This window comes from Citrobacter sp. T1.2D-1 (assembly GCF_950098555.1).
Lineage (GTDB): Bacteria > Pseudomonadota > Gammaproteobacteria > Enterobacterales > Enterobacteriaceae > Citrobacter_A > Citrobacter_A telavivensis.
This window is the reverse complement of the sequence record NZ_CATNHH010000003.1, coordinates 1-19,443: the sequence shown is the minus strand read 5'-3', so window position 1 is coordinate 19,443 and position 19,443 is coordinate 1. Positions and strand designations below refer to the sequence as shown.

At 51.8% G+C, this 19,443-nt stretch carries 18 protein-coding genes, 1 tRNA gene and 2 rRNA genes; 17 read left to right on the top strand and 4 right to left on the bottom strand.

Going from position 1 to position 19,443, the window contains the following annotated elements; genetic code table 11:
* The first annotated feature begins 259 nt into the window (after positions 1 to 259).
* The 10 genes from accB (at position 260) to QQZ17_RS04760 (ending at position 8,485) form a co-directional block, all read left to right on the top strand.
* On the top strand, positions 260 to 727 hold the full coding sequence (gene accB, locus QQZ17_RS04805) for an acetyl-CoA carboxylase biotin carboxyl carrier protein (protein WP_046489344.1): 468 nt from the start codon (positions 260 to 262) through the stop codon (positions 725 to 727).
* A gap of 10 nt (positions 728 to 737) precedes the next feature.
* Positions 738 to 2,087, top strand: a complete 1,350-nt coding sequence (accC, locus tag QQZ17_RS04800) for an acetyl-CoA carboxylase biotin carboxylase subunit (RefSeq protein ID WP_152406199.1) — start codon at positions 738 to 740, stop codon at positions 2,085 to 2,087.
* A gap of 108 nt (positions 2,088 to 2,195) precedes the next feature.
* Positions 2,196 to 2,438 (top strand): YhdT family protein, encoded by a 243-nt coding sequence (locus QQZ17_RS04795; RefSeq protein WP_046489353.1) that lies wholly within the window; start codon positions 2,196 to 2,198, stop codon positions 2,436 to 2,438.
* A complete protein-coding gene (panF, locus tag QQZ17_RS04790) occupies positions 2,428 to 3,879 on the top strand; it encodes a sodium/pantothenate symporter (RefSeq protein ID WP_152406200.1) in 1,452 nt (483 codons plus the stop codon). Before QQZ17_RS04795 ends, panF begins: the two co-directional genes overlap by 11 nt.
* A gap of 11 nt (positions 3,880 to 3,890) precedes the next feature.
* Positions 3,891 to 4,772 (top strand): 50S ribosomal protein L11 methyltransferase, encoded by an 882-nt coding sequence (prmA, locus tag QQZ17_RS04785; RefSeq protein ID WP_152406201.1) that lies wholly within the window; start codon positions 3,891 to 3,893, stop codon positions 4,770 to 4,772.
* Positions 4,773 to 4,915: 143 nt separating this feature from the next.
* Entirely contained in the window at positions 4,916 to 5,656 is a 741-nt protein-coding gene (locus QQZ17_RS04780) for a carbonic anhydrase (RefSeq protein ID WP_152406202.1), read from the top strand.
* 324 nt (positions 5,657 to 5,980) lie between these two features.
* Positions 5,981 to 6,946 (top strand): tRNA dihydrouridine synthase DusB, encoded by a 966-nt coding sequence (gene dusB / locus QQZ17_RS04775; RefSeq protein WP_046489370.1) that lies wholly within the window; start codon positions 5,981 to 5,983, stop codon positions 6,944 to 6,946.
* Positions 6,947 to 6,971: 25 nt separating this feature from the next.
* Positions 6,972 to 7,268 (top strand): DNA-binding transcriptional regulator Fis, encoded by a 297-nt coding sequence (gene fis, locus QQZ17_RS04770; RefSeq protein WP_000462905.1) that lies wholly within the window; start codon positions 6,972 to 6,974, stop codon positions 7,266 to 7,268.
* Between the two features lie 85 nt (positions 7,269 to 7,353).
* A complete protein-coding gene (gene yhdJ, locus QQZ17_RS04765; RefSeq protein ID WP_152406203.1) occupies positions 7,354 to 8,238 on the top strand; it encodes an adenine-specific DNA-methyltransferase in 885 nt (294 codons plus the stop codon).
* Positions 8,239 to 8,320: 82 nt separating this feature from the next.
* Positions 8,321 to 8,485 (top strand): DUF2556 family protein, encoded by a 165-nt coding sequence (locus QQZ17_RS04760; RefSeq protein ID WP_042324928.1) that lies wholly within the window; start codon positions 8,321 to 8,323, stop codon positions 8,483 to 8,485.
* A 41-nt stretch (positions 8,486 to 8,526) separates the two neighbouring features.
* On the opposite strand, the gene envR is transcribed toward QQZ17_RS04760, so the two are convergent.
* Positions 8,527 to 9,174 carry an acrEF/envCD operon transcriptional regulator gene (gene envR, locus QQZ17_RS04755; RefSeq protein ID WP_152406204.1) on the bottom strand — a complete coding sequence of 216 codons (648 nt, stop codon included), beginning with the start codon at positions 9,172 to 9,174 and terminating at the stop codon, positions 8,527 to 8,529.
* 405 nt (positions 9,175 to 9,579) lie between these two features.
* On the opposite strand from envR, the gene QQZ17_RS04750 reads away from it, so the two are divergent.
* The 7 genes from QQZ17_RS04750 to QQZ17_RS04720 all read left to right on the top strand — a co-directional run bounded on the left by QQZ17_RS04750 (position 9,580) and on the right by QQZ17_RS04720 (position 18,915).
* A complete protein-coding gene (locus tag QQZ17_RS04750; protein ID WP_152406205.1) occupies positions 9,580 to 10,743 on the top strand; it encodes an efflux RND transporter periplasmic adaptor subunit in 1,164 nt (387 codons plus the stop codon).
* Positions 10,744 to 10,754: 11 nt separating this feature from the next.
* Positions 10,755 to 13,868, top strand: coding sequence for an efflux RND transporter permease subunit (locus QQZ17_RS04745; RefSeq protein WP_152406206.1), 3,114 nt, complete (start codon positions 10,755 to 10,757; stop codon positions 13,866 to 13,868).
* A 244-nt stretch (positions 13,869 to 14,112) separates the two neighbouring features.
* On the top strand, positions 14,113 to 14,334 hold the full coding sequence (locus QQZ17_RS04740; protein WP_000825639.1) for a membrane protein: 222 nt from the start codon (positions 14,113 to 14,115) through the stop codon (positions 14,332 to 14,334).
* A gap of 425 nt (positions 14,335 to 14,759) precedes the next feature.
* A complete protein-coding gene (locus QQZ17_RS04735; RefSeq protein WP_152406207.1) occupies positions 14,760 to 15,785 on the top strand; it encodes an amino acid ABC transporter substrate-binding protein in 1,026 nt (341 codons plus the stop codon).
* A 69-nt stretch (positions 15,786 to 15,854) separates the two neighbouring features.
* Entirely contained in the window at positions 15,855 to 17,036 is a 1,182-nt protein-coding gene (locus tag QQZ17_RS04730) for an amino acid ABC transporter permease (protein ID WP_152406208.1), read from the top strand.
* 9 nt (positions 17,037 to 17,045) lie between these two features.
* Positions 17,046 to 18,149 (top strand): amino acid ABC transporter permease, encoded by a 1,104-nt coding sequence (locus tag QQZ17_RS04725; protein ID WP_152406407.1) that lies wholly within the window; start codon positions 17,046 to 17,048, stop codon positions 18,147 to 18,149.
* Between the two features lie 7 nt (positions 18,150 to 18,156).
* A complete protein-coding gene (locus QQZ17_RS04720; protein WP_152406209.1) occupies positions 18,157 to 18,915 on the top strand; it encodes an amino acid ABC transporter ATP-binding protein in 759 nt (252 codons plus the stop codon).
* Between the two features lie 144 nt (positions 18,916 to 19,059).
* On the opposite strand, the gene rrf (QQZ17_RS04715) is transcribed toward QQZ17_RS04720, so the two are convergent.
* The 3 genes from rrf (QQZ17_RS04715) to rrf (QQZ17_RS04705) form a co-directional block, all read right to left on the bottom strand.
* Positions 19,060 to 19,175, bottom strand: a 5S ribosomal RNA gene (rrf, locus tag QQZ17_RS04715).
* A gap of 40 nt (positions 19,176 to 19,215) precedes the next feature.
* Positions 19,216 to 19,291: transfer RNA gene (locus QQZ17_RS04710), tRNA-Thr, on the bottom strand.
* A gap of 14 nt (positions 19,292 to 19,305) precedes the next feature.
* Positions 19,306 to 19,421: ribosomal RNA gene (rrf, locus tag QQZ17_RS04705) — 5S ribosomal RNA — on the bottom strand.
* Positions 19,422 to 19,443: the final 22 nt, after the last annotated feature.

Sequence of the window (19,443 nt, the reverse complement as noted above, 5' to 3'; positions counted from 1 at the left end):
TGTGCGACCTTGGCTCCCTGGACGGCGTTTTTAGACCGCTGAAAAGGTGACAATCGAGCATTGAAGGTATATTTTGTTTTTTGCCGGAGGATTGCAGCAAATCGCAGCATGTTAACCGACAAGTCTCACATAAATCGTTGAGGCGGAATATACCGGCGTCCAGGCAGGCAGAAGCCGTTTTGCCGTCGGGACTCACGCTTTACAGACAGCGCTTAACGCCTGTCACAATCACACTAAACAAAGAGTACGGAACCCACTCATGGATATTCGTAAGATTAAAAAACTGATCGAGCTGGTTGAAGAATCAGGCATCTCCGAACTGGAAATCTCTGAAGGCGAAGAGTCTGTACGCATCAGTCGCGCGGCGCCAGCAGGTAGCTTCCCGATGATGCAACAAGCCTACGCTGCACCAATGATGCAGCAGCAACCTGCTCTGTCTAACGCAGTTGCTCCGGCAGCAGAAGCGCCGGCTGCGGCAGCCGCAGAAATCAGTGGTCACATCGTACGTTCCCCAATGGTTGGTACTTTCTACCGCACCCCGAGCCCGGACGCAAAAGCGTTCATCGAAGTGGGTCAGAAAGTTAACGCAGGCGATACCCTGTGCATCGTTGAAGCCATGAAAATGATGAACCAGATCGAAGCGGACAAATCAGGTGTCGTGAAAGCCATCCTGGTCGAAAGTGGTCAACCGGTAGAATTTGACGAGCCGCTGGTCGTCATCGAGTAACGAGGCGAACATGCTGGATAAAATTGTTATCGCCAACCGCGGCGAGATTGCATTGCGAATTCTTCGTGCCTGTAAAGAACTGGGTATCAAGACTGTCGCTGTGCACTCAAGCGCGGATCGCGATTTAAAACACGTATTACTGGCGGATGAGACGGTTTGTATTGGCCCGGCTCCGTCCGTAAAAAGTTATCTGAACATCCCGGCTATCATCAGCGCCGCTGAAATCACCGGCGCGGTGGCGATTCACCCGGGTTATGGCTTCCTCTCTGAGAACGCCAATTTTGCTGAACAGGTTGAACGTTCTGGCTTTATCTTCATCGGCCCGAAAGCTGACACCATCCGTCTGATGGGTGACAAAGTGTCGGCGATCACCGCGATGAAGAAAGCTGGCGTCCCAACCGTACCGGGTTCTGACGGCCCTCTGACCGACGATATGGATGCTAACCGCGCCCATGCAAAACGCATCGGCTACCCGGTTATCATCAAGGCGTCCGGCGGCGGCGGTGGTCGCGGTATGCGCGTAGTACGCGGCGATGCCGAACTGGCGCAATCCATCTCCATGACCAAAGCGGAAGCAAAAGCAGCTTTCAGCAACGACATGGTTTACATGGAGAAATACCTCGAGAACCCACGCCACATCGAAATTCAGGTGCTGGCTGACGGTCAGGGTAGCGCTATCTATCTGGCTGAGCGAGACTGCTCTATGCAGCGTCGTCACCAGAAAGTCGTCGAAGAGGCACCGGCACCGGGCATTACCCCGGAACTGCGTCGCTACATCGGTGAGCGTTGCGCGAAAGCGTGTGTGGATATCGGCTATCGTGGCGCAGGCACCTTTGAGTTCCTGTTCGAAAACGGCGAGTTCTATTTCATTGAAATGAACACCCGTATTCAGGTTGAACATCCGGTGACCGAAATGATCACCGGCGTTGACCTGATCAAAGAACAGCTGCGCATCGCGGCGGGTCAACCGCTGTCGATCAAGCAAGAAGAAGTGGTGGTCAAAGGCCATGCGGTGGAATGCCGTATCAACGCCGAAGATCCGAACACCTTCCTGCCGAGCCCGGGTAAAATCACCCGTTTTCACGCGCCGGGTGGCTTTGGCGTACGTTGGGAATCGCATATCTATGCCGGTTACACCGTACCGCCATACTATGACTCAATGATCGGCAAGCTGATCTGCTACGGTGAAACTCGTGACGTGGCAATTGCCCGCATGAAGAACGCCCTGCAGGAACTGATCATCGACGGCATCAAAACCAACATTGATTTGCAGACCCGTATCATGAACGACGAGCACTTCCAGCATGGTGGAACCAACATCCACTATCTGGAGAAAAAACTCGGTCTTCAGGAAAAATAAGACTGCATCAGCGTCAAAAGGCCGGATTTTCCGGCCTTTTTTTATTTCTGGGGGTCGTCAATTCCATAAGGTACAATCCCCGCTTTCTTTTTTCACAAGGGACAAAAAATGGACAACCGTTTTGTTCAGGCCCACAAAGAGGCGCGCTGGGCGCTGTGGCTGACCCTTCTCTATCTGGCTGCGTGGTTAGTGGCTGCTTACTTACCTGATTCGGCGATCGGCTTTACCGGTCTGCCACACTGGTTTGAACTGGCCTGTCTGCTGACGCCGCTGATCTTCATTTTACTGTGCTGGGCCATGGTGAAATTTATCTACCGTGACATTCCCCTGGAGGATGACGATGCAGCTTGAAGTCATTCTGCCGCTGATTGCCTATCTGGTCGTGGTGTTTGGCCTTTCTGTCTACGCCATGCGTAAACGGCAAACCGGCACCTTTCTGAATGAATATTTCCTTGGCAGTCGCTCAATGGGCGGGATCGTGCTGGCGATGACGCTGACCGCGACCTACATCAGCGCTAGCTCGTTTATTGGCGGGCCTGGTGCTGCCTATAAATATGGGTTGGGCTGGGTACTGCTGGCCATGATTCAGCTCCCCGCCGTCTGGCTATCGCTGGGGATCCTTGGCAAGAAATTCGCTATCCTTGCCCGTCGCTATAATGCCGTCACCCTCAACGATATGCTGTTTGCCCGCTACCAGAGTCGCCTTCTGGTGTGGCTGGCGAGCCTCAGTCTGTTAGTGGCGTTTGTCGGCGCCATGACCGTACAATTCATCGGTGGCGCGCGCCTGCTGGAAACCGCCGCAGGTATTCCCTATGAAACAGGCCTGCTGATTTTCGGCGTCAGCATTGCGCTGTATACCGCGTTCGGCGGCTTTCGTGCCAGCGTGCTTAACGACACGATGCAGGGACTGGTGATGCTGATTGGCACCATCGTGCTGCTGGTGGGTATCGTGCACGCCGCTGGCGGCCTGAGCCATGCCGTAGAGACCTTAAACGCCATCGACCCGAAACTGGTTTCGCCACAGGGTGCCGATGACATTCTGTCTCCGGCCTTTATGACCTCATTCTGGGTGTTGGTGTGCTTTGGCGTGGTTGGCCTGCCGCATACGGCTGTGCGCAGCATCTCCTACAAAGACAGCAAAGCTGTACACCGGGGGATTATCATCGGCACCATCGTGGTGGCAATCCTGATGTTCGGTATGCACCTTGCCGGCGCGCTAGGGCGAGCGGTGATCCCCGACCTGACGGTGCCGGATCTGGTTATCCCAACGCTAATGGTGAAAGTGCTGCCGCCTTTTGCCGCCGGGATCTTCCTTGCCGCGCCGATGGCGGCCATTATGTCGACGATCAACGCCCAATTGCTGCAAAGTTCCGCTACGATCATTAAAGATCTCTATCTCAACATCCGCCCGGAGCAGTTACAGAATGAGACGCGACTGAAGCGAATGTCGGCAATGATCACCCTGATCTTAGGCGCGCTATTACTGCTTGCCGCCTGGAAACCGCCAGAGATGATTATCTGGCTGAACCTGCTGGCCTTTGGCGGGCTGGAAGCCGTGTTCTTATGGCCGCTGGTGCTCGGCCTTTACTGGGAGCGCGCGAACGCGAGCGGTGCACTGAGTGCGATGATTGTCGGCGGCGTTCTGTACGCGATTCTCGCCACCTTTAACGTTCAGTACCTGGGCTTCCACCCGATTGTGCCCTCGCTACTGTTAAGTTTGTTGGCTTTCCTGGTTGGAAACCGTTTCGGTTCTCCTGCCCCGCAAGTCGCTGTATTGTCTACTGATAAATAAAGAGTTTTGCCATGCCATGGATCCAATTAAAACTGAATACGACGGGCGCTAACGCGGAAGAGTTGAGCGATGCCCTGATGGAAGCGGGTTCCGTTTCCATCACCTTCCAGGACACGCACGACACGCCGGTTTTTGAGCCATTGCCGGGCGAAACCCGCCTGTGGGGCGACACTGACGTCATTGGTCTGTTTGATGCAGAAACCGACATGAAAGACGTCGTCGCCATCCTGGAACAACATCCGCTGTTGGGTGTCGGTTTCACGCACAAAATCGAACAACTGGAAGACAAGGACTGGGAACGCGAGTGGATGGATAACTTCCACCCGATGCGTTTTGGTGAACGCCTGTGGATCTGCCCAAGCTGGCGCGATGTGCCGGATGAGAACGCGGTCAACGTCATGCTCGACCCCGGCCTGGCATTTGGTACCGGCACCCATCCCACCACCTCACTGTGCCTGCAGTGGCTCGACGGCCTCGATTTAACCGGCAAGACCGTCATCGACTTTGGCTGCGGTTCTGGCATCCTGGCGATTGCCGCGCTGAAACTGGGCGCAGCGAAAGCGATCGGTATCGATATCGACCCGCAGGCGATTCAGGCCAGTCGTGATAACGCCCAGCGTAACGGCGTGTCAGAACGTCTGGAACTCTACCTGCCGCAGGATCAGCCAGACGCGATGAAAGCCGACGTGGTGGTCGCCAACATCCTGGCAGGCCCATTACGCGAACTGGCACCGTTAATCAGCGTGCTGCCCGTTACAGGCGGTCTGCTGGGTCTTTCCGGTATCCTTGCCAGTCAGGCCGACAGCGTGTGCGAAGCCTATGCCGATCTCTTCACCCTCGATCCGGTCGTTGAGAAAGAAGAATGGTGCCGCATTACCGGTCGTAAGCAGTAATCTTCCCAGAAACGTGGTCTCATCGCAGGCCACGTTTTTCCGCATTTTCAATACACACGCCTGTATCTTCCCGCGCTAAAATAGTCGCATAACTCATTGAAGTTACGAATATAAAAATCTATTTTATTTAATGGAAGAATATTATGAAGCCATTTTTGAGCAAGGCAGCACTCCTGGCGTTAAGCATTATGCCGTTTACCGCGATGGCGTCGCACTGGAGCTATGAAGGTGAAGGCTCTCCGGAACACTGGAGCTCCCTCAATGAAGAATATAAAACCTGCCAGGCAGGCATGAACCAATCCCCGATTAACATTGAGACCACGCTTAAAGCACATATATCTCCACTCAGTATTCACTACTCCGATGGCCCGATAACGCTTCTCAATAATGGGCATACGATTCAGGCCGGACTGAAAAACACTACTGCGGATACTGTATCAATAGATGGTGTCCCCTTCACGTTGCAACAGTTCCACTTTCACACCCCGAGCGAAAACACCCTACACGGAAAACATTACGCGATGGAGATGCATCTTGTGCACAAAGATGCAAAAGGGGCGGTGGCGGTCGTCGCAGTCATGTTCGATAAAGGGGCGGCCAACGCAGAGCTGGAAAAGCTCTGGGCAACAATGCCTGAAAAAGCGGAGCAAGACGTGAAAATCACCGCGCAGATGGACCTCAACGCCTTGCTGCCTAAGGATAAAACCTACTGGCGTTTCAGTGGTTCGCTCACAACTCCTCCCTGTTCTGAGGGCGTGACCTGGCTTGTCCTTAAACATCCTCTGACGCTCTCCACTGCACAACTGGAGAAATTTACTCACACCATGCATCACGATAACAGTCGCCCAACACAGCCGCTCAACGGTCGGGTAGTGGTTGAATAATCCCTTCACTGCACAATCATCTGCTGAAATGAGAGCATAGTCACATTAAGTCACGATAATCTGCTGATTAATTCAGCAGATTATCTTGTCAGCCCCCGTCGTTGCGAAGAAAAAATGAGAAGTTACGCAAAATTATACGCGTACAGATTTTCGTCACATTTTTATAACGCAATGATTTGTATGGCTAATTATTTAATGGCGTTTACTTTAACGGCGATTCTTTGATCCACCTCAGAGGATTGGTTAAAGTTTGGCCTTTCATCTCGTGCAAAAAATGCGTAATATACGCCGCCTTGCAGTCACAGTATGGTCATTTCTTAACTCATGCGCATCGGACAATACCAGCTTAGAAATCGCCTGATTGCAGCGCCCATGGCTGGCATCACTGACAGACCTTTTCGGACGCTGTGTTATGAGATGGGAGCCGGATTGACCGTATCCGAGATGATGTCGTCTAACCCGCAGGTTTGGGAAAGCGATAAGTCCCGTTTACGGATGGTGCACGTTGATGAGCCAGGAATTCGCACGGTGCAAATTGCCGGTAGCGATCCTGTTGAGATGGCCGATGCCGCACGGATTAACGTGGAAAGCGGCGCCCAGATTATTGATATTAATATGGGGTGCCCGGCTAAAAAAGTGAATCGCAAGCTCGCAGGTTCAGCCCTCTTGCAGTACCCGGATTTAGTGAAGTCGATACTAACCGGGGTGGTTAATGCAGTGGACGTTCCTGTGACCCTGAAGATTCGCACCGGCTGGGCTCCGGAACACCGTAACTGCGTAGAGATTGCCCAACTGGCTGAAGACTGTGGCATTCAGGCTCTGACCATTCATGGACGCACCCGTGCCTGTTTGTTCAATGGAGACGCTGAGTACGACAGTATTCGGGCAGTTAAGCAGAAAGTTTCCATTCCGGTTATCGCGAATGGTGACATTACTGACCCGCTTAAAGCCAGAGCTGTGCTTGACTATACGGGGGCTGATGCCCTGATGATAGGCCGCGCAGCTCAGGGAAGACCCTGGATCTTTCGGGAAATCCAGCATTATCTGGACACTGGGGAGTTGCTATCCCCCCTGCCTCTGGCAGAGGTTAAGCGCTTGCTTTGTGCGCATGTTCGGGAACTGCATGACTTTTATGGCCAGGCAAAAGGGTACCGAATCGCGCGTAAACACGTCTCCTGGTATCTCCAGGAGCACGCTCCAAATGACCAGTTTCGGCGCACATTCAACGCCATTGAGGATGCCAGCGAACAGCTGGAGGCGTTGGAGGCATACTTCGAAAATTTTGCGTAAACAGAAATAAAGAGCTGACAGAACTATGTTCGAACAACGCGTAAATTCTGACGTACTGACCGTTTCTACCGTTAACTCTCAGGATCAGGTAACCCAAAAACCCCTGCGTGACTCGGTTAAACAGGCACTGAAGAACTATTTTGCTCAACTGAACGGTCAGGATGTTAATGACCTCTATGAGCTGGTACTGGCTGAAGTAGAACAGCCCCTGTTGGACATGGTGATGCAATACACCCGTGGTAACCAGACCCGTGCTGCTCTGATGATGGGCATCAACCGTGGTACGCTGCGTAAAAAATTGAAAAAATACGGCATGAACTAATCTCGATTAGCTAATTGCTTGTTTAAAAAGGCGCTACTCGGCATGGGGAAGCGCCTTTTTTATACGCATCTTTTGTGGAGCAGGTATGAACTCACGATTTGAACCACAGTACTTTGGTGATGAATCCGCGTCGATCGTCCACGGAGATGCGCTGACAGAACTCAAAAAACTCCCCGCTGAAAGCGTCGATTTAATCTTTGCCGACCCGCCTTACAATATCGGAAAGGATTTTGACGGCATGGTGGAGTCCTGGGACGAAGGCGTCTTCCTGGGCTGGCTGTTTGCGTGCATAGAAGAGTGCCATCGGGTACTGAAAAAACAGGGCACGATGTACATCATGAACAGTACCGAAAACATGCCGCATATCGATCTCAAATGCAGAACGCTGTTTACCATCAAAAGCCGGATCGTCTGGTCTTATGACAGTTCAGGCGTACAGGCGAAGAAATTCTTTGGCTCAATGTATGAACCCATCCTGATGATGGTCAAAGATGCCAGACAGTACACATTCAACAGTGACGCCATTCTGGTCGAGACCAAAACCGGCGCGCAAAGAGCGCTAATCGACTACCGTAAAAACCCGCCACAGCCATACAACACGCAAAAAGTTCCGGGCAACGTGTGGGAATTCCCCCGCGTACGATATTTGATGGATGAATATGAAAACCATCCGACGCAAAAACCTATCGCCCTGTTAAAGCGGATCATTCTGGCCTCCTCAAATCCTGGCGATACGGTGCTGGATCCCTTCGCTGGCAGCTTTACGACAGGTGCCGTGGCCGTGGAATCGGGGCGTAAATTCATCGGCATTGACGTCAATAACGAGTATGTGAAGATGGGGCTCAGGCGGCTGAACATCAGCTCACACTACTCCCCGGAAGAGCTGACGAAAGTCAAAAAGAGAAAGACTAAAAACCTGTCGAAAAAGAGCCGAACGGCATCGGATGTGGTGAAGATCACAGCAAAGTAAAAGCATTGTAATCCTGCTTTTCTGAACGCGTTTTTCGTGTATATTTCCTGCACGCTTGGGCATGAATACACAGGATTTAGCAATGATTCGTAAGTATTGGTGGCTGGTTGTGTTTGCCGTCTCCGTTTTCCTTTTTGATGCCTTACTGATTCAGTGGATTGAGCTGATCACCACGGAAGTCGATAAATGCCGCAATATGGATTCTGTTAATCCGCTCAAACTGGTCAACTGCACCGATCTGCAATAGCGTTTGATTGATAAGCAGGAGAAATGATTAAATTTATTTTGTCACGTTTTTTCCGGCATTAATTGCATGATATTTTCGTCAGTAATTAACATCCTTAATACATTATCCACCAGCAACGGGGCCTGCTGATAAAGATCGTAGCGGGCGGGATTCATCAACCAGTTTTTCACAATACCGCTAAAACTACCGTGAATAATAATTAAGACGACGTCTAAATCCAGCGTTCTGGAAATCAATCCTTCCGCCATACTCGCCTGCAATGCGTCGCGTAGTCCCTTCTGGCTAAATCCAATTTTCTCTCGTATTTCTTGCTCTGATATCATGCCCTCATGAAATTCGCATTTATGATATAAAATTTGCAACAACGCCTGCTGCCGGGGAATCTCTGCGATATATTGCAATCCTGCGATTAGCTTCTCACGCAACTGCTGTAGCGGATTATCGCAAACATACAACGCTAACCGTTCCTGAATAAGATCGCGTAATGGCGGTTGCTGCTGCCAGAGTTCATTAAAAAGCTGCGTTTTATTGTCAAAATGCCAGTAGATAGCGCCCCGTGTGACCTGAGCCGCGTCCGCAATGTCGTTGAGCGTCGTGTTGCCAACGCCTCGCGTGGCAAACTGGATGATTGCAGTTTCAATCAAATGTTGCCGCGTTTTCAACGCTTCAGCTTTTGTTCTCTTAGCCATAGGTTATCGTATCAGAGGAAGAATAAAAAAATGAATACGACGATTCAAAATCGTCGATAAAAATAACTGTATCATTTCATCCATTCAGAGATGGCATAAAAGCGAACCACTTCAGCACAAAACATTCAAATAAACACCACAAATGAAATGAATATAAATATTCACACCACGAATATATATTTCAAAACATATTAATATCCAAAAAAACATAACAAAACAAAACAGAATGAAAAGGTAAGCACCTCTTCTTTTTGCTTTTACGTGCCGTAACCCAGAGCATAAAATAAGTATTACTTACATCGCACGATAATAATTTGTAGGATAGCCAACTGTTATTTCTTCGTGCACGTTATCGCCTTACCGTTATCCGGTAAATAACGAGCTATTGGTTTTTAAGGAACAGTAATGACGAAACATGCCAGGTTTTCACTCCTGCCCTCATTTATCCTCATCTCTGCTGCGTTGCTTGCCGGTTGTGACGATCAGGGAGATAAGCAAGCTCAGGCAACTGAACCGCAGGTGACCGTTCATGTGGTCACCTCCGCGCCATTAGCGGTAACGACCGAACTGCCCGGACGCACCTCTGCATTCCGCGTTGCAGAGGTGCGTCCACAGGTCAGTGGTATTGTCCTCAAAAGGAATTTCACCGAGGGCAGCGATGTTGAGGCCGGGCAGTCGCTGTATCAAATTGATCCTGCCACCTTGCAGGCGAATTACGACAGCGCGAAAGGGGATCTGGCGAAAAGTGAAGCCGCTGCTGCCATCGCCCGTTTGACGGTAAAGCGCTATGCCCCGCTGGTTGGGACAAAATATATCAGTCAACAGGAATACGACCAGGCGATTGCGAATGCTCGTCAGGCCGATGCGGTAGTTATCGCCGCGCAAGCCGCCGTTGAAAGCGCACGCATTAATCTGGCTTACACCAAGGTCACCTCGCCGATCGGCGGCCGGGTTGGCAAATCCAGCGTCACTGAAGGCGCACTGGTGACCGACGGTCAGGCAACGGCACTGGCTACCGTACAGCAACTCGATCCTATCTATGTCGATGTCACACAGTCCAGCAGCGACTTTATGCGTCTTAAGCAGTCCGTTGAACAGGGCAGCCTGCATAAGGACAGTGCCAGCAGCAGCGTCCAGTTGCTGATGGAAAATGGTAGTGCGTATCCCCTGAAAGGGACACTGCAGTTCTCTGATGTCACGGTGGATGAAAGCACGGGCTCCATCACCCTCCGCGCCGTATTCCCTAACCCGCAGCATACTCTGCTGCCGGGGATGTTTGTTCGCGCGCGAATCGACGAAGGCGTTCAACCAAACGCCATTCTGATCCCCCAGCAGGGCGTAACGCGAACACCTCGCGGTGATGCGACAGTGCTGGTCGTCAATAACCAAAGCCAGGTTGAACCACGCACCGTCATCGCTTCACAGGCCATCGGTGACAAATGGCTGATTAGCGAAGGCTTACAGCCCGGCGACCAGGTGATCGTCAGCGGAATACAAAAAGCCCATCCCGGCATGAAAGTGAAAGCCACCACGGATGCCAATACCCCTGCGGCGAAAGCGGCGCAATAAGGTCACCGGATATGGCAAACTTTTTCATTAGACGTCCGATCTTTGCCTGGGTACTCGCCATCATTCTGATGCTGGCGGGAGCCCTGGCGATTATGCAACTGCCTGTTGCGCAATACCCGACTATCGCACCACCTGCGGTTGCGATTTCCGCGACCTATCCAGGGGCAGATGCGCAAACGGTGCAAGATACCGTGACGCAGGTTATCGAACAGAATATGAACGGTATCGATAACCTGATGTATATGTCGTCCACCAGCGACTCTGCAGGTAGCGTGACCATCACGTTAACCTTTCAGTCCGGTACCGACCCGGATATCGCTCAGGTTCAGGTGCAGAACAAACTGCAGTTGGCGACGCCGTTGCTGCCTCAGGAAGTACAACAACAAGGGATTAGCGTAGAAAAATCGAGCAGCAGCTTCTTGTTAGTCGCAGGGTTCGTCTCTGACAATCCGCAAACGACTCAGGACGATATTTCCGACTACGTCGCCTCAAACGTGAAAGATACGATCAGCCGCCTGAGCGGTGTGGGTGATGTACAACTGTTTGGCGCACAGTACGCGATGCGTATCTGGCTTGATGCCAATCTGCTGAACAAATACCAGCTCACGCCGGTTGATGTCATCAATCAGTTGAAAGTGCAGAACGACCAGATCGCAGCCGGTCAGTTGGGCGGAACGCCAGCATTGCCGGGTCAACAGTTGAACGCCTCCATCATCGCGCAGACGCGTCTGAAAGATCCTGAGGAATTCGGCAAAGTCACATTACGGGTAAACAGTGACGGTTCCACCGTGCGCCTTAACGATGTTGCGCGTATCGAACTTGGGGGAGAAAACTATAACGTTGTCGCCCGAATTAACGGTAAGCCAGCCGCTGGCCTGGGGATCAAACTGGCGACCGGCGCTAACGCCCTGGATACCGCCAGCGCGATCAAAGCCAAACTCGTTGATCTGCAACCTTTCTTCCCACAAGGGATGAAAGTGGTCTATCCGTACGACACAACGCCATTTGTGAAGATCTCCATTCACGAAGTCGTGAAAACGCTATTCGAAGCGATCGTACTGGTTTTCCTTGTGATGTATCTGTTTTTGCAGAACATCCGTGCAACGCTCATTCCGACAATTGCGGTTCCCGTCGTGCTGCTGGGTACGTTTGCGGTCCTCTCGGCGTTTGGCTACTCGATCAACACCTTGACGATGTTCGGGATGGTACTGGCGATAGGCCTCCTGGTCGATGACGCCATTGTGGTGGTGGAAAACGTTGAACGCGTGATGATGGAGGACAAGTTGCCGCCCAAAGAGGCAACGGAGAAATCCATGTCCCAAATCCAGGGGGCGCTGGTTGGGATCGCGATGGTGCTGTCTGCCGTCTTCATCCCGATGGCCTTTTTTGGCGGCTCCACCGGGGCGATTTACCGCCAGTTTTCTATCACTATCGTATCCGCAATGGCGCTCTCCGTTCTGGTGGCATTGATCCTGACTCCGGCACTTTGCGCAACGCTGCTTAAGCCAGTGTCCGCCGAACACCACGAGCAGAAAGGGAAATTCTTCAGTTGGTTTAATGCCAAATTTGACCTCAGCGTTAACCACTACACCCACAGCGTCAGCGGTATTGTACGCAACACCGGGCGCTACCTGATTATCTACATCCTGATTGTCGTCGGGATGGCGATACTGTTTCTACGTCTCCCTACCTCCTTCCTGCCTGAAGAAGATCAGGGTGTGTTCATGACCATGATTCAGTTACCTGCCGGGGCAACCCAGGAACGAACCCAAAAAGTGTTAGATCAGGTTACGCATTACTACCTGAATAACGAAAAAGCGAACATTGAGAGCGTGTTTACGGTCAATGGTTTCAGCTTTAGCGGCCAGGCGCAGAACGCGGGTCTGGCTTTCATTAGCCTAAAACCCTGGGATGAACGTAGCGGCAAAGAAAACAGCGTCGAAGCGGTGATTGCGCGCGCGACCCACGCGTTCAGTCAGATAACGGATGGAATGGTCTTTCCCTTCAACATGCCGGCAATTATTGAACTGGGCACCGCGACCGGTTTCGACTTTGAGCTCATTGACCAGGGCGGGCTGGGTCACGCCGGGCTAACATCAGCACGTAATCAGCTATTGGGCATGGTTGCTAAGCACGCCGATCTGCTGGTCCGTGTTCGTCCTAACGGTCTGGAGGATACCCCGCAGTTCAAGCTGGATGTTGACCAGGAAAAAGCGCAGGCGCTTGGCGTTGCACTGTCAGACATTAACCAAACGATCTCAGCATCACTCGGTGGTTCCTACGTTAACGACTTTATTGACCGCGGACGCGTGAAGAAAGTCTATGTTCAGGCGGATGCGAAATTCCGTATGCTGCCAGAGGACATCAACAATCTGTACGTTCGCAGCGCCAACGGCAAGATGGTGCCCTTCTCAGCCTTCAGCACCGCCCGTTGGGTGTATGGCTCTCCGCGTCTGGAACGCTACAACGGCATGCCATCAATGGAACTGTTGGGTGAGGCTACACCAGGTCGAAGCACCGGTGAGGCGATGGCGTTGATGGAAAATCTCGCGTCAAAATTGCCAAATGGCATCGGCCATGACTGGACGGGAATGTCATATCAGGAACGTCTGTCTGGTAATCAGGCACCGGCACTGTATGCCATCTCACTGATCGTCGTGTTCCTCTGCCTTGCCGCACTGTATGAAAGCTGGTCCATTCCATTCTCGGTGATGCTGGTTGTCCCGCTTGGTGTAGTTGGCGCGCTTCTGGCCGCCTCCCTGCGAGGGCTGAATAACGACGTCTATTTCCAGGTCGGACTGTTAACCACGATTGGCCTTTCCGCGAAAAACGCCATTCTGATCGTGGAGTTTGCCAAGGATCTGATGGAGAAAGAAGGTCGTGGCCTGATAGAGGCAACGCTTGAGGCGGCACGCATGCGCCTACGCCCTATTCTGATGACCTCACTCGCATTCATCCTCGGCGTAATGCCGCTGGTCATTAGTCAGGGAGCGGGGAGCGGTGCCCAGAATGCGGTCGGAACCGGTGTGATGGGAGGAATGCTGACAGCAACGCTGCTGGCCATCTTCTTTGTCCCGGCATTCTTTGTCGTAGTAAGAGGCCGTTTTAACAAATCCCAGAGCTAATGTGTAAATAAAGGCGTCGACGGACGCCTTTATCCTTTCAATATCTTTCTTTATTTATTAAACAGATAGTCATTTACTCTGCGTAATACGAAACTTGTGCCTCCATTATTTTTACAATCCACATGAATTGAGATTATTCCATATGCCAATCTTTTTTTAAGCGGTGGTAAAATTCGGTTCGTATTCGCAAAGCAGCATTCACTATTACTGCATTTAGCGGAACGCTTATTTTTGAGGTAACACCATGAAAAGATTAATTCCAGTGGCATTGCTCACGGCATTGCTGGCGGGCTGTGCACACGATTCCCCCTGCGTTCCGGTTTATGACGATCAGGGACGCCTCGTTCATACCAATACCTGTATGAAAGGGACGACTCAGGATAACTGGGAAACCGCTGGCGCGATTGCTGGCGGGGCCGCCGCTGTTGCGGGCCTGACGATGGGGATCATCGCGCTGTCAAAATAACATTCTCAGAGCGCGGAACATGCCGCGCTCTTAGCCTAAGATCACCTTTTTTCATACCATACAATGTGTTGAAAAATAGATATCTCATTACATTTTAATTATCAATAACGTCCCGACCTCTTCTTTTCTTCATTTATCTTTCAATACTCACCCTCTCGATATTCACGCCCGAAACTGTTATTTCACTTCGCGAGCATTGTTTTAAATATTTTGCTCCAAAATGTGGCTTACGTTTCAATTTCGCACCATTTCAGGGCGCTGAGTTTATTTTTTCCTGTCTACACTCTGCTTATTGCGTCGGATATTCGTACGCAAAACCTGGCACTACCTTTGCTTAAAAGAGTATGGCCAATGCCACAGACAGGTTAAAGACGTTGCAGAACGTCTCTCTATAACAATAATTTCTTTGCCACACAGGATGCATTATGAAAAAGATGATGATTGCCACACTGGCTGCGGCCGGCGTGCTGCTTGCGATTGCCAATCAGGCACATGCGGGTACAACGCTGGATGCTGTAAAAAAGAAAGGGTTCGTGCAATGTGGTATCAGTGACGGTCTTCCCGGTTTTTCTTACGCTGATGCGAACGGGAAATTCTCCGGGATAGATGTGGATGTTTGCCGTGGCGTTGCTGCCGCCGTCCTGGGAGATGATACAAAAGTAAAATATACCCCACTCACCGCAAAAGAACGCTTCACCGCATTACAGTCTGGCGAAGTCGATCTTCTCTCCCGTAATACCACCTGGACCTCTTCGCGTGATTCCGGAATGGGCATGTCCTTTACTGGCGTCACCTATTACGATGGCATCGGCTTCCTGACCCACAACAAAGCGGGCCTGAAAAGCGCGAAAGAGTTAGATGGTGCCACCGTCTGTATTCAGGCGGGAACGGATACGGAACTGAACGTGGCGGATTATTTCAAAGCCAACAACATGAAATACACCCCGGTCACCTTTGACCGCTCAGATGAGTCGGCAAAAGCGCTGGAATCAGGACGTTGCGATACCCTCGCCTCTGACCAGTCCCAACTCTATGCCCTGCGCATCAAACTCAGCAATCCGGCAGAGTGGCTTGTGCTACCAGAAGTGATCTCGAAAGAGCCGCTGGGCCCGGTTGTTCGTCGTGGCGATGACGAGTGGTTCTCTATTGTGCGCTGGACGCTGTTTGCCATGCTGAATGCCGAAGAGATGGGCGTGACGTCGAAGAATGTCGATGAGAAAGCGGCGAACCCTGCGACACCAGACATGGCGCATCTGCTGGGCAAAGAAGGTGACTACGGCAAAGATCTGAAGCTCGACAATAAATGGGCTTACAACATCATCAAGCAGGTGGGTAACTATGCGGAGATCTTTGAGCGCAACGTCGGATCGGAAAGCCCACTGAAGATCAAACGTGGACAGAACAATCTCTGGAATAACGGCGGCATTCAATACGCACCGCCAGTGCGTTAATTCGTTGTGATGTAACGGGCGCCGCACAGGCGGCGCTCAGTTCAGAGTCATGGTTACCGAGGCTTTCTTATGTTCCATCGCCGCTCAAGTGTAAAAGGGTCACTCTCCTTTTCAAACCCTGCGGTCCGCGCCTGGCTGTTCCAGATCCTCGCCATTCTTGCGGTCGTTGCAGTTGCAATCTATCTCATTCATAACACGATAAATAATCTAAGCAGTCGCGGCATTACCTCGGGCTTTGCCTTTCTTGACCGTAGCGCTGGATTTGGCATTGTCCAGCACCTGATCGACTATCAACAGGGTGACACATACGGACGCGTTTTTCTGGTGGGTTTGCTTAATACGCTACTGGTTTCCGCGCTGTGTATTGTCTTTGCGTCATTTATCGGCTTCTTTCTCGGGCTGGCGCGCCTGTCGGATAACTGGTTACTGCGTAAACTCTCAACGGTTTATATCGAGACCTTCCGTAACATCCCGCCGCTCCTGCAAATCTTTTTCTGGTACTTCGCGGTTCTGCGCAATTTACCCGGCCCCCGCCAGGCCGCCAGCGCGCTGGAGATGGTCTTTTTAAGCAATCGCGGACTCTATATCCCGTCGCCACAGTTAGGAGAAGGCGTGCTCGCTTTCGTGCTCTCGACAGCAATTGCTATTGCGCTGTCCGTGGGTCTGTTCCGTTTCAATAAAATGCATCAGATGAAAACGGGACAGTTATGCAGAACCTGGCCCACGGCATTAAGCCTGATTGTGCTGCTGCCGCTCATCGCGCACTGGCTTTTTGGTGCGGCGCTGCACTGGGATATTCCACAGCTACGCGGCTTCAACTTCCGTGGCGGAATGGTGCTCATTCCTGAACTGGCGGCCCTGACGCTGGCGTTGTCGGTATACACCTCAGCATTTATTGCCGAAATCATTCGTGCCGGTATTCAGGCCGTTCCCAACGGTCAGCATGAAGCCGCCCGTTCTCTCGGGTTGCCCAATACCGTGACACTTCGCCAGGTCATCATTCCTCAGGCGTTACGCGTCATTATTCCGCCACTGACCAGTCAGTACCTGAATATCGTGAAAAACTCATCGCTGGCTGCCGCCATTGGCTATCCCGATATGGTATCGCTGTTCGCCGGCACGGTGCTTAACCAGACGGGACAGGCCATTGAAACGATCGCCATTACAATGTCGGTGTACCTGATAATTAGCCTGACCATCTCGCTGCTGATGAACATCTATAACCGGCGAATCGCCCTCATTGAGCGCTAAGGAACCATGATGACAAAAGCATTGCTGTCTCATCCCATGCGCCCGGCCAGTAACGGTCCTGGTCGTTCGATCTTATGGGTACGTAAAAATCTCTTTTCCAGTTGGTCAAACAGCCTGTTGACGCTGTTCTGTCTGTGGCTGATGTGGGAGTTAATTCCTCCCTTGCTGAACTGGGCGTTCCTGCAGGCCAACTGGGTGGGTTCCACCCGTGCTGACTGTACCAAAGCGGGTGCCTGCTGGGTGTTTATTCATGAACGTTTTGGACAGTTCATGTATGGGCTGTACCCACACGACCAGCGCTGGCGTATCAACCTGGCGTTGATCATCGGGTTGGGCTCCATTGTTCCGATGTTCTGGAAAGCGTTGCCGCGTCGCGGACGCTATATCGCCGGCTGGGCCGTCATCTACCCGATCGTTGTCTGGTTCTTGCTGTATGGAGGTTTCCTTGGGCTGGATCGTGTTGAAACGCGTCAATGGGGTGGGCTGACGCTGACCTTAATCATCGCATCAGTCGGGATCGCGGGGGCATTGCCCTTAGGGATTTTGCTGGCACTGGGACGTCGATCCCACATGCCCGTCGTGCGGATCTTATCCGTCATTTTTATCGAGTTCTGGCGTGGCGTACCGTTGATCACCGTACTGTTTATGTCTTCGGTAATGCTGCCGCTGTTTATGTCAGAAGGAACCAGCATTGATAAACTTATTCGGGCGCTGGTTGGCGTAATCCTCTTTCAGTCAGCCTACGTCGCAGAAGTGGTTCGTGGGGGACTGCAGGCATTACCAAAAGGGCAATACGAAGCAGCAGAGTCGCTGGCGTTAGGCTACTGGAAAACCCAGGGACTGGTCATTCTTCCCCAGGCCCTGAAGCTGGTCATCCCTGGGCTGGTCAACACGATTATTGCCCTGTTTAAGGATACCAGCCTGGTCATCATCATCGGCTTGTTCGATCTGTTCAGCAGCGTGCAGCAAGCGACGGTTGACCCGGCCTGGCTGGGTATGTCGACGGAAGGGTATGTCTTCGCTGCTCTGATCTACTGGATTTTTTGTTTCAGCATGTCGCGCTACAGCCAGCATCTGGAAAAGCGCTTTAACACCGGGCGTACACCGCACTGAGGATTCTATGAGCCAACTATTAATACAACCTGCCGACGCGATGATTACGCTGGAAAACGTCAACAAGTGGTACGGACAGTTTCACGTACTGAAGGATATCAACCTGCGCGTAAAACAGGGGGAACGCATTGTATTATGTGGCCCCTCGGGCTCGGGGAAATCAACCACCATCCGCTGTATTAACCATCTGGAAGAACATCAGCAGGGACGAATCATTGTCGATGGAATTGAACTGAATGAGGACATCCGCAATATTGAGCGCGTCCGACAGGAGGTCGGTATGGTATTTCAACACTTCAATCTCTTCCCCCATCTTACCGTTCTACAAAACTGTACGTTGGCGCCCATTTGGGTGCGTAAGATGCCGATAAAAGAAGCTGAAGCGCTGGGAATGCACTACCTGGAACGTGTGCGTATTGCAGAGCACGCGCATAAATTTCCAGGACAGATCTCCGGCGGACAGCAACAGCGCGTAGCCATTGCCCGCTCGCTATGTATGAAACCCAAAATTATGCTGTTTGATGAGCCCACATCAGCGCTGGATCCCGAGATGGTGAAAGAGGTGCTGGATACGATGATAGGCCTGGCGCAGTCAGGGATGACAATGCTTTGCGTAACACATGAGATGGGATTTGCCAGAACGGTGGCAGACAGGGTGATCTTTATGGATCGCGGGGAAATTGTTGAACAGGCACCGCCGGATGAGTTTTTTGCTCATCCTAAATCAGAACGTACTCGTGCATTTTTATCGCAGGTAATACATTAATCAGAATGCAAAAAGGCCACCCTGATGGGTGGCCTTCTGCTTTTCTGTACCCAACTCCGCCTGATGGCACTGCGTCTATCAGAACTACAACACAGGAAAAACAAAAGGCCCTGTCTTTCGACAGAGCCTTTTGTTTTATTTGATGTCTGGCAGTTCCCTACTCTCACATGGGGAGACCCCACACTACCATCGGCGCTACGGCGTTTCACTTCTGAGTTCGGCATGGGGTCAGGTGGGACCACCGCGCTACAGCCGCCAGACAAATTCTTTTCTACTGTGCCGAACTTTAACCTAATTAAGTGGTGCTGATACCCAGAGTCGAACTGGGGACCTCACCCTTACCAAGGGTGCGCTCTACCAACTGAGCCATATCAGCACGCTAAATTTGATGCCTGGCAGTTCCCTACTCTCACATGGGGAGACCCCACACTACCATCGGCGCTACGGCGTTTCACTTCTGAGTTCGGCATGGGGTCAGGTGGGACCACCGCGCTACAGCCGCCAGGCAAATTCTGTTTTATCACCCCG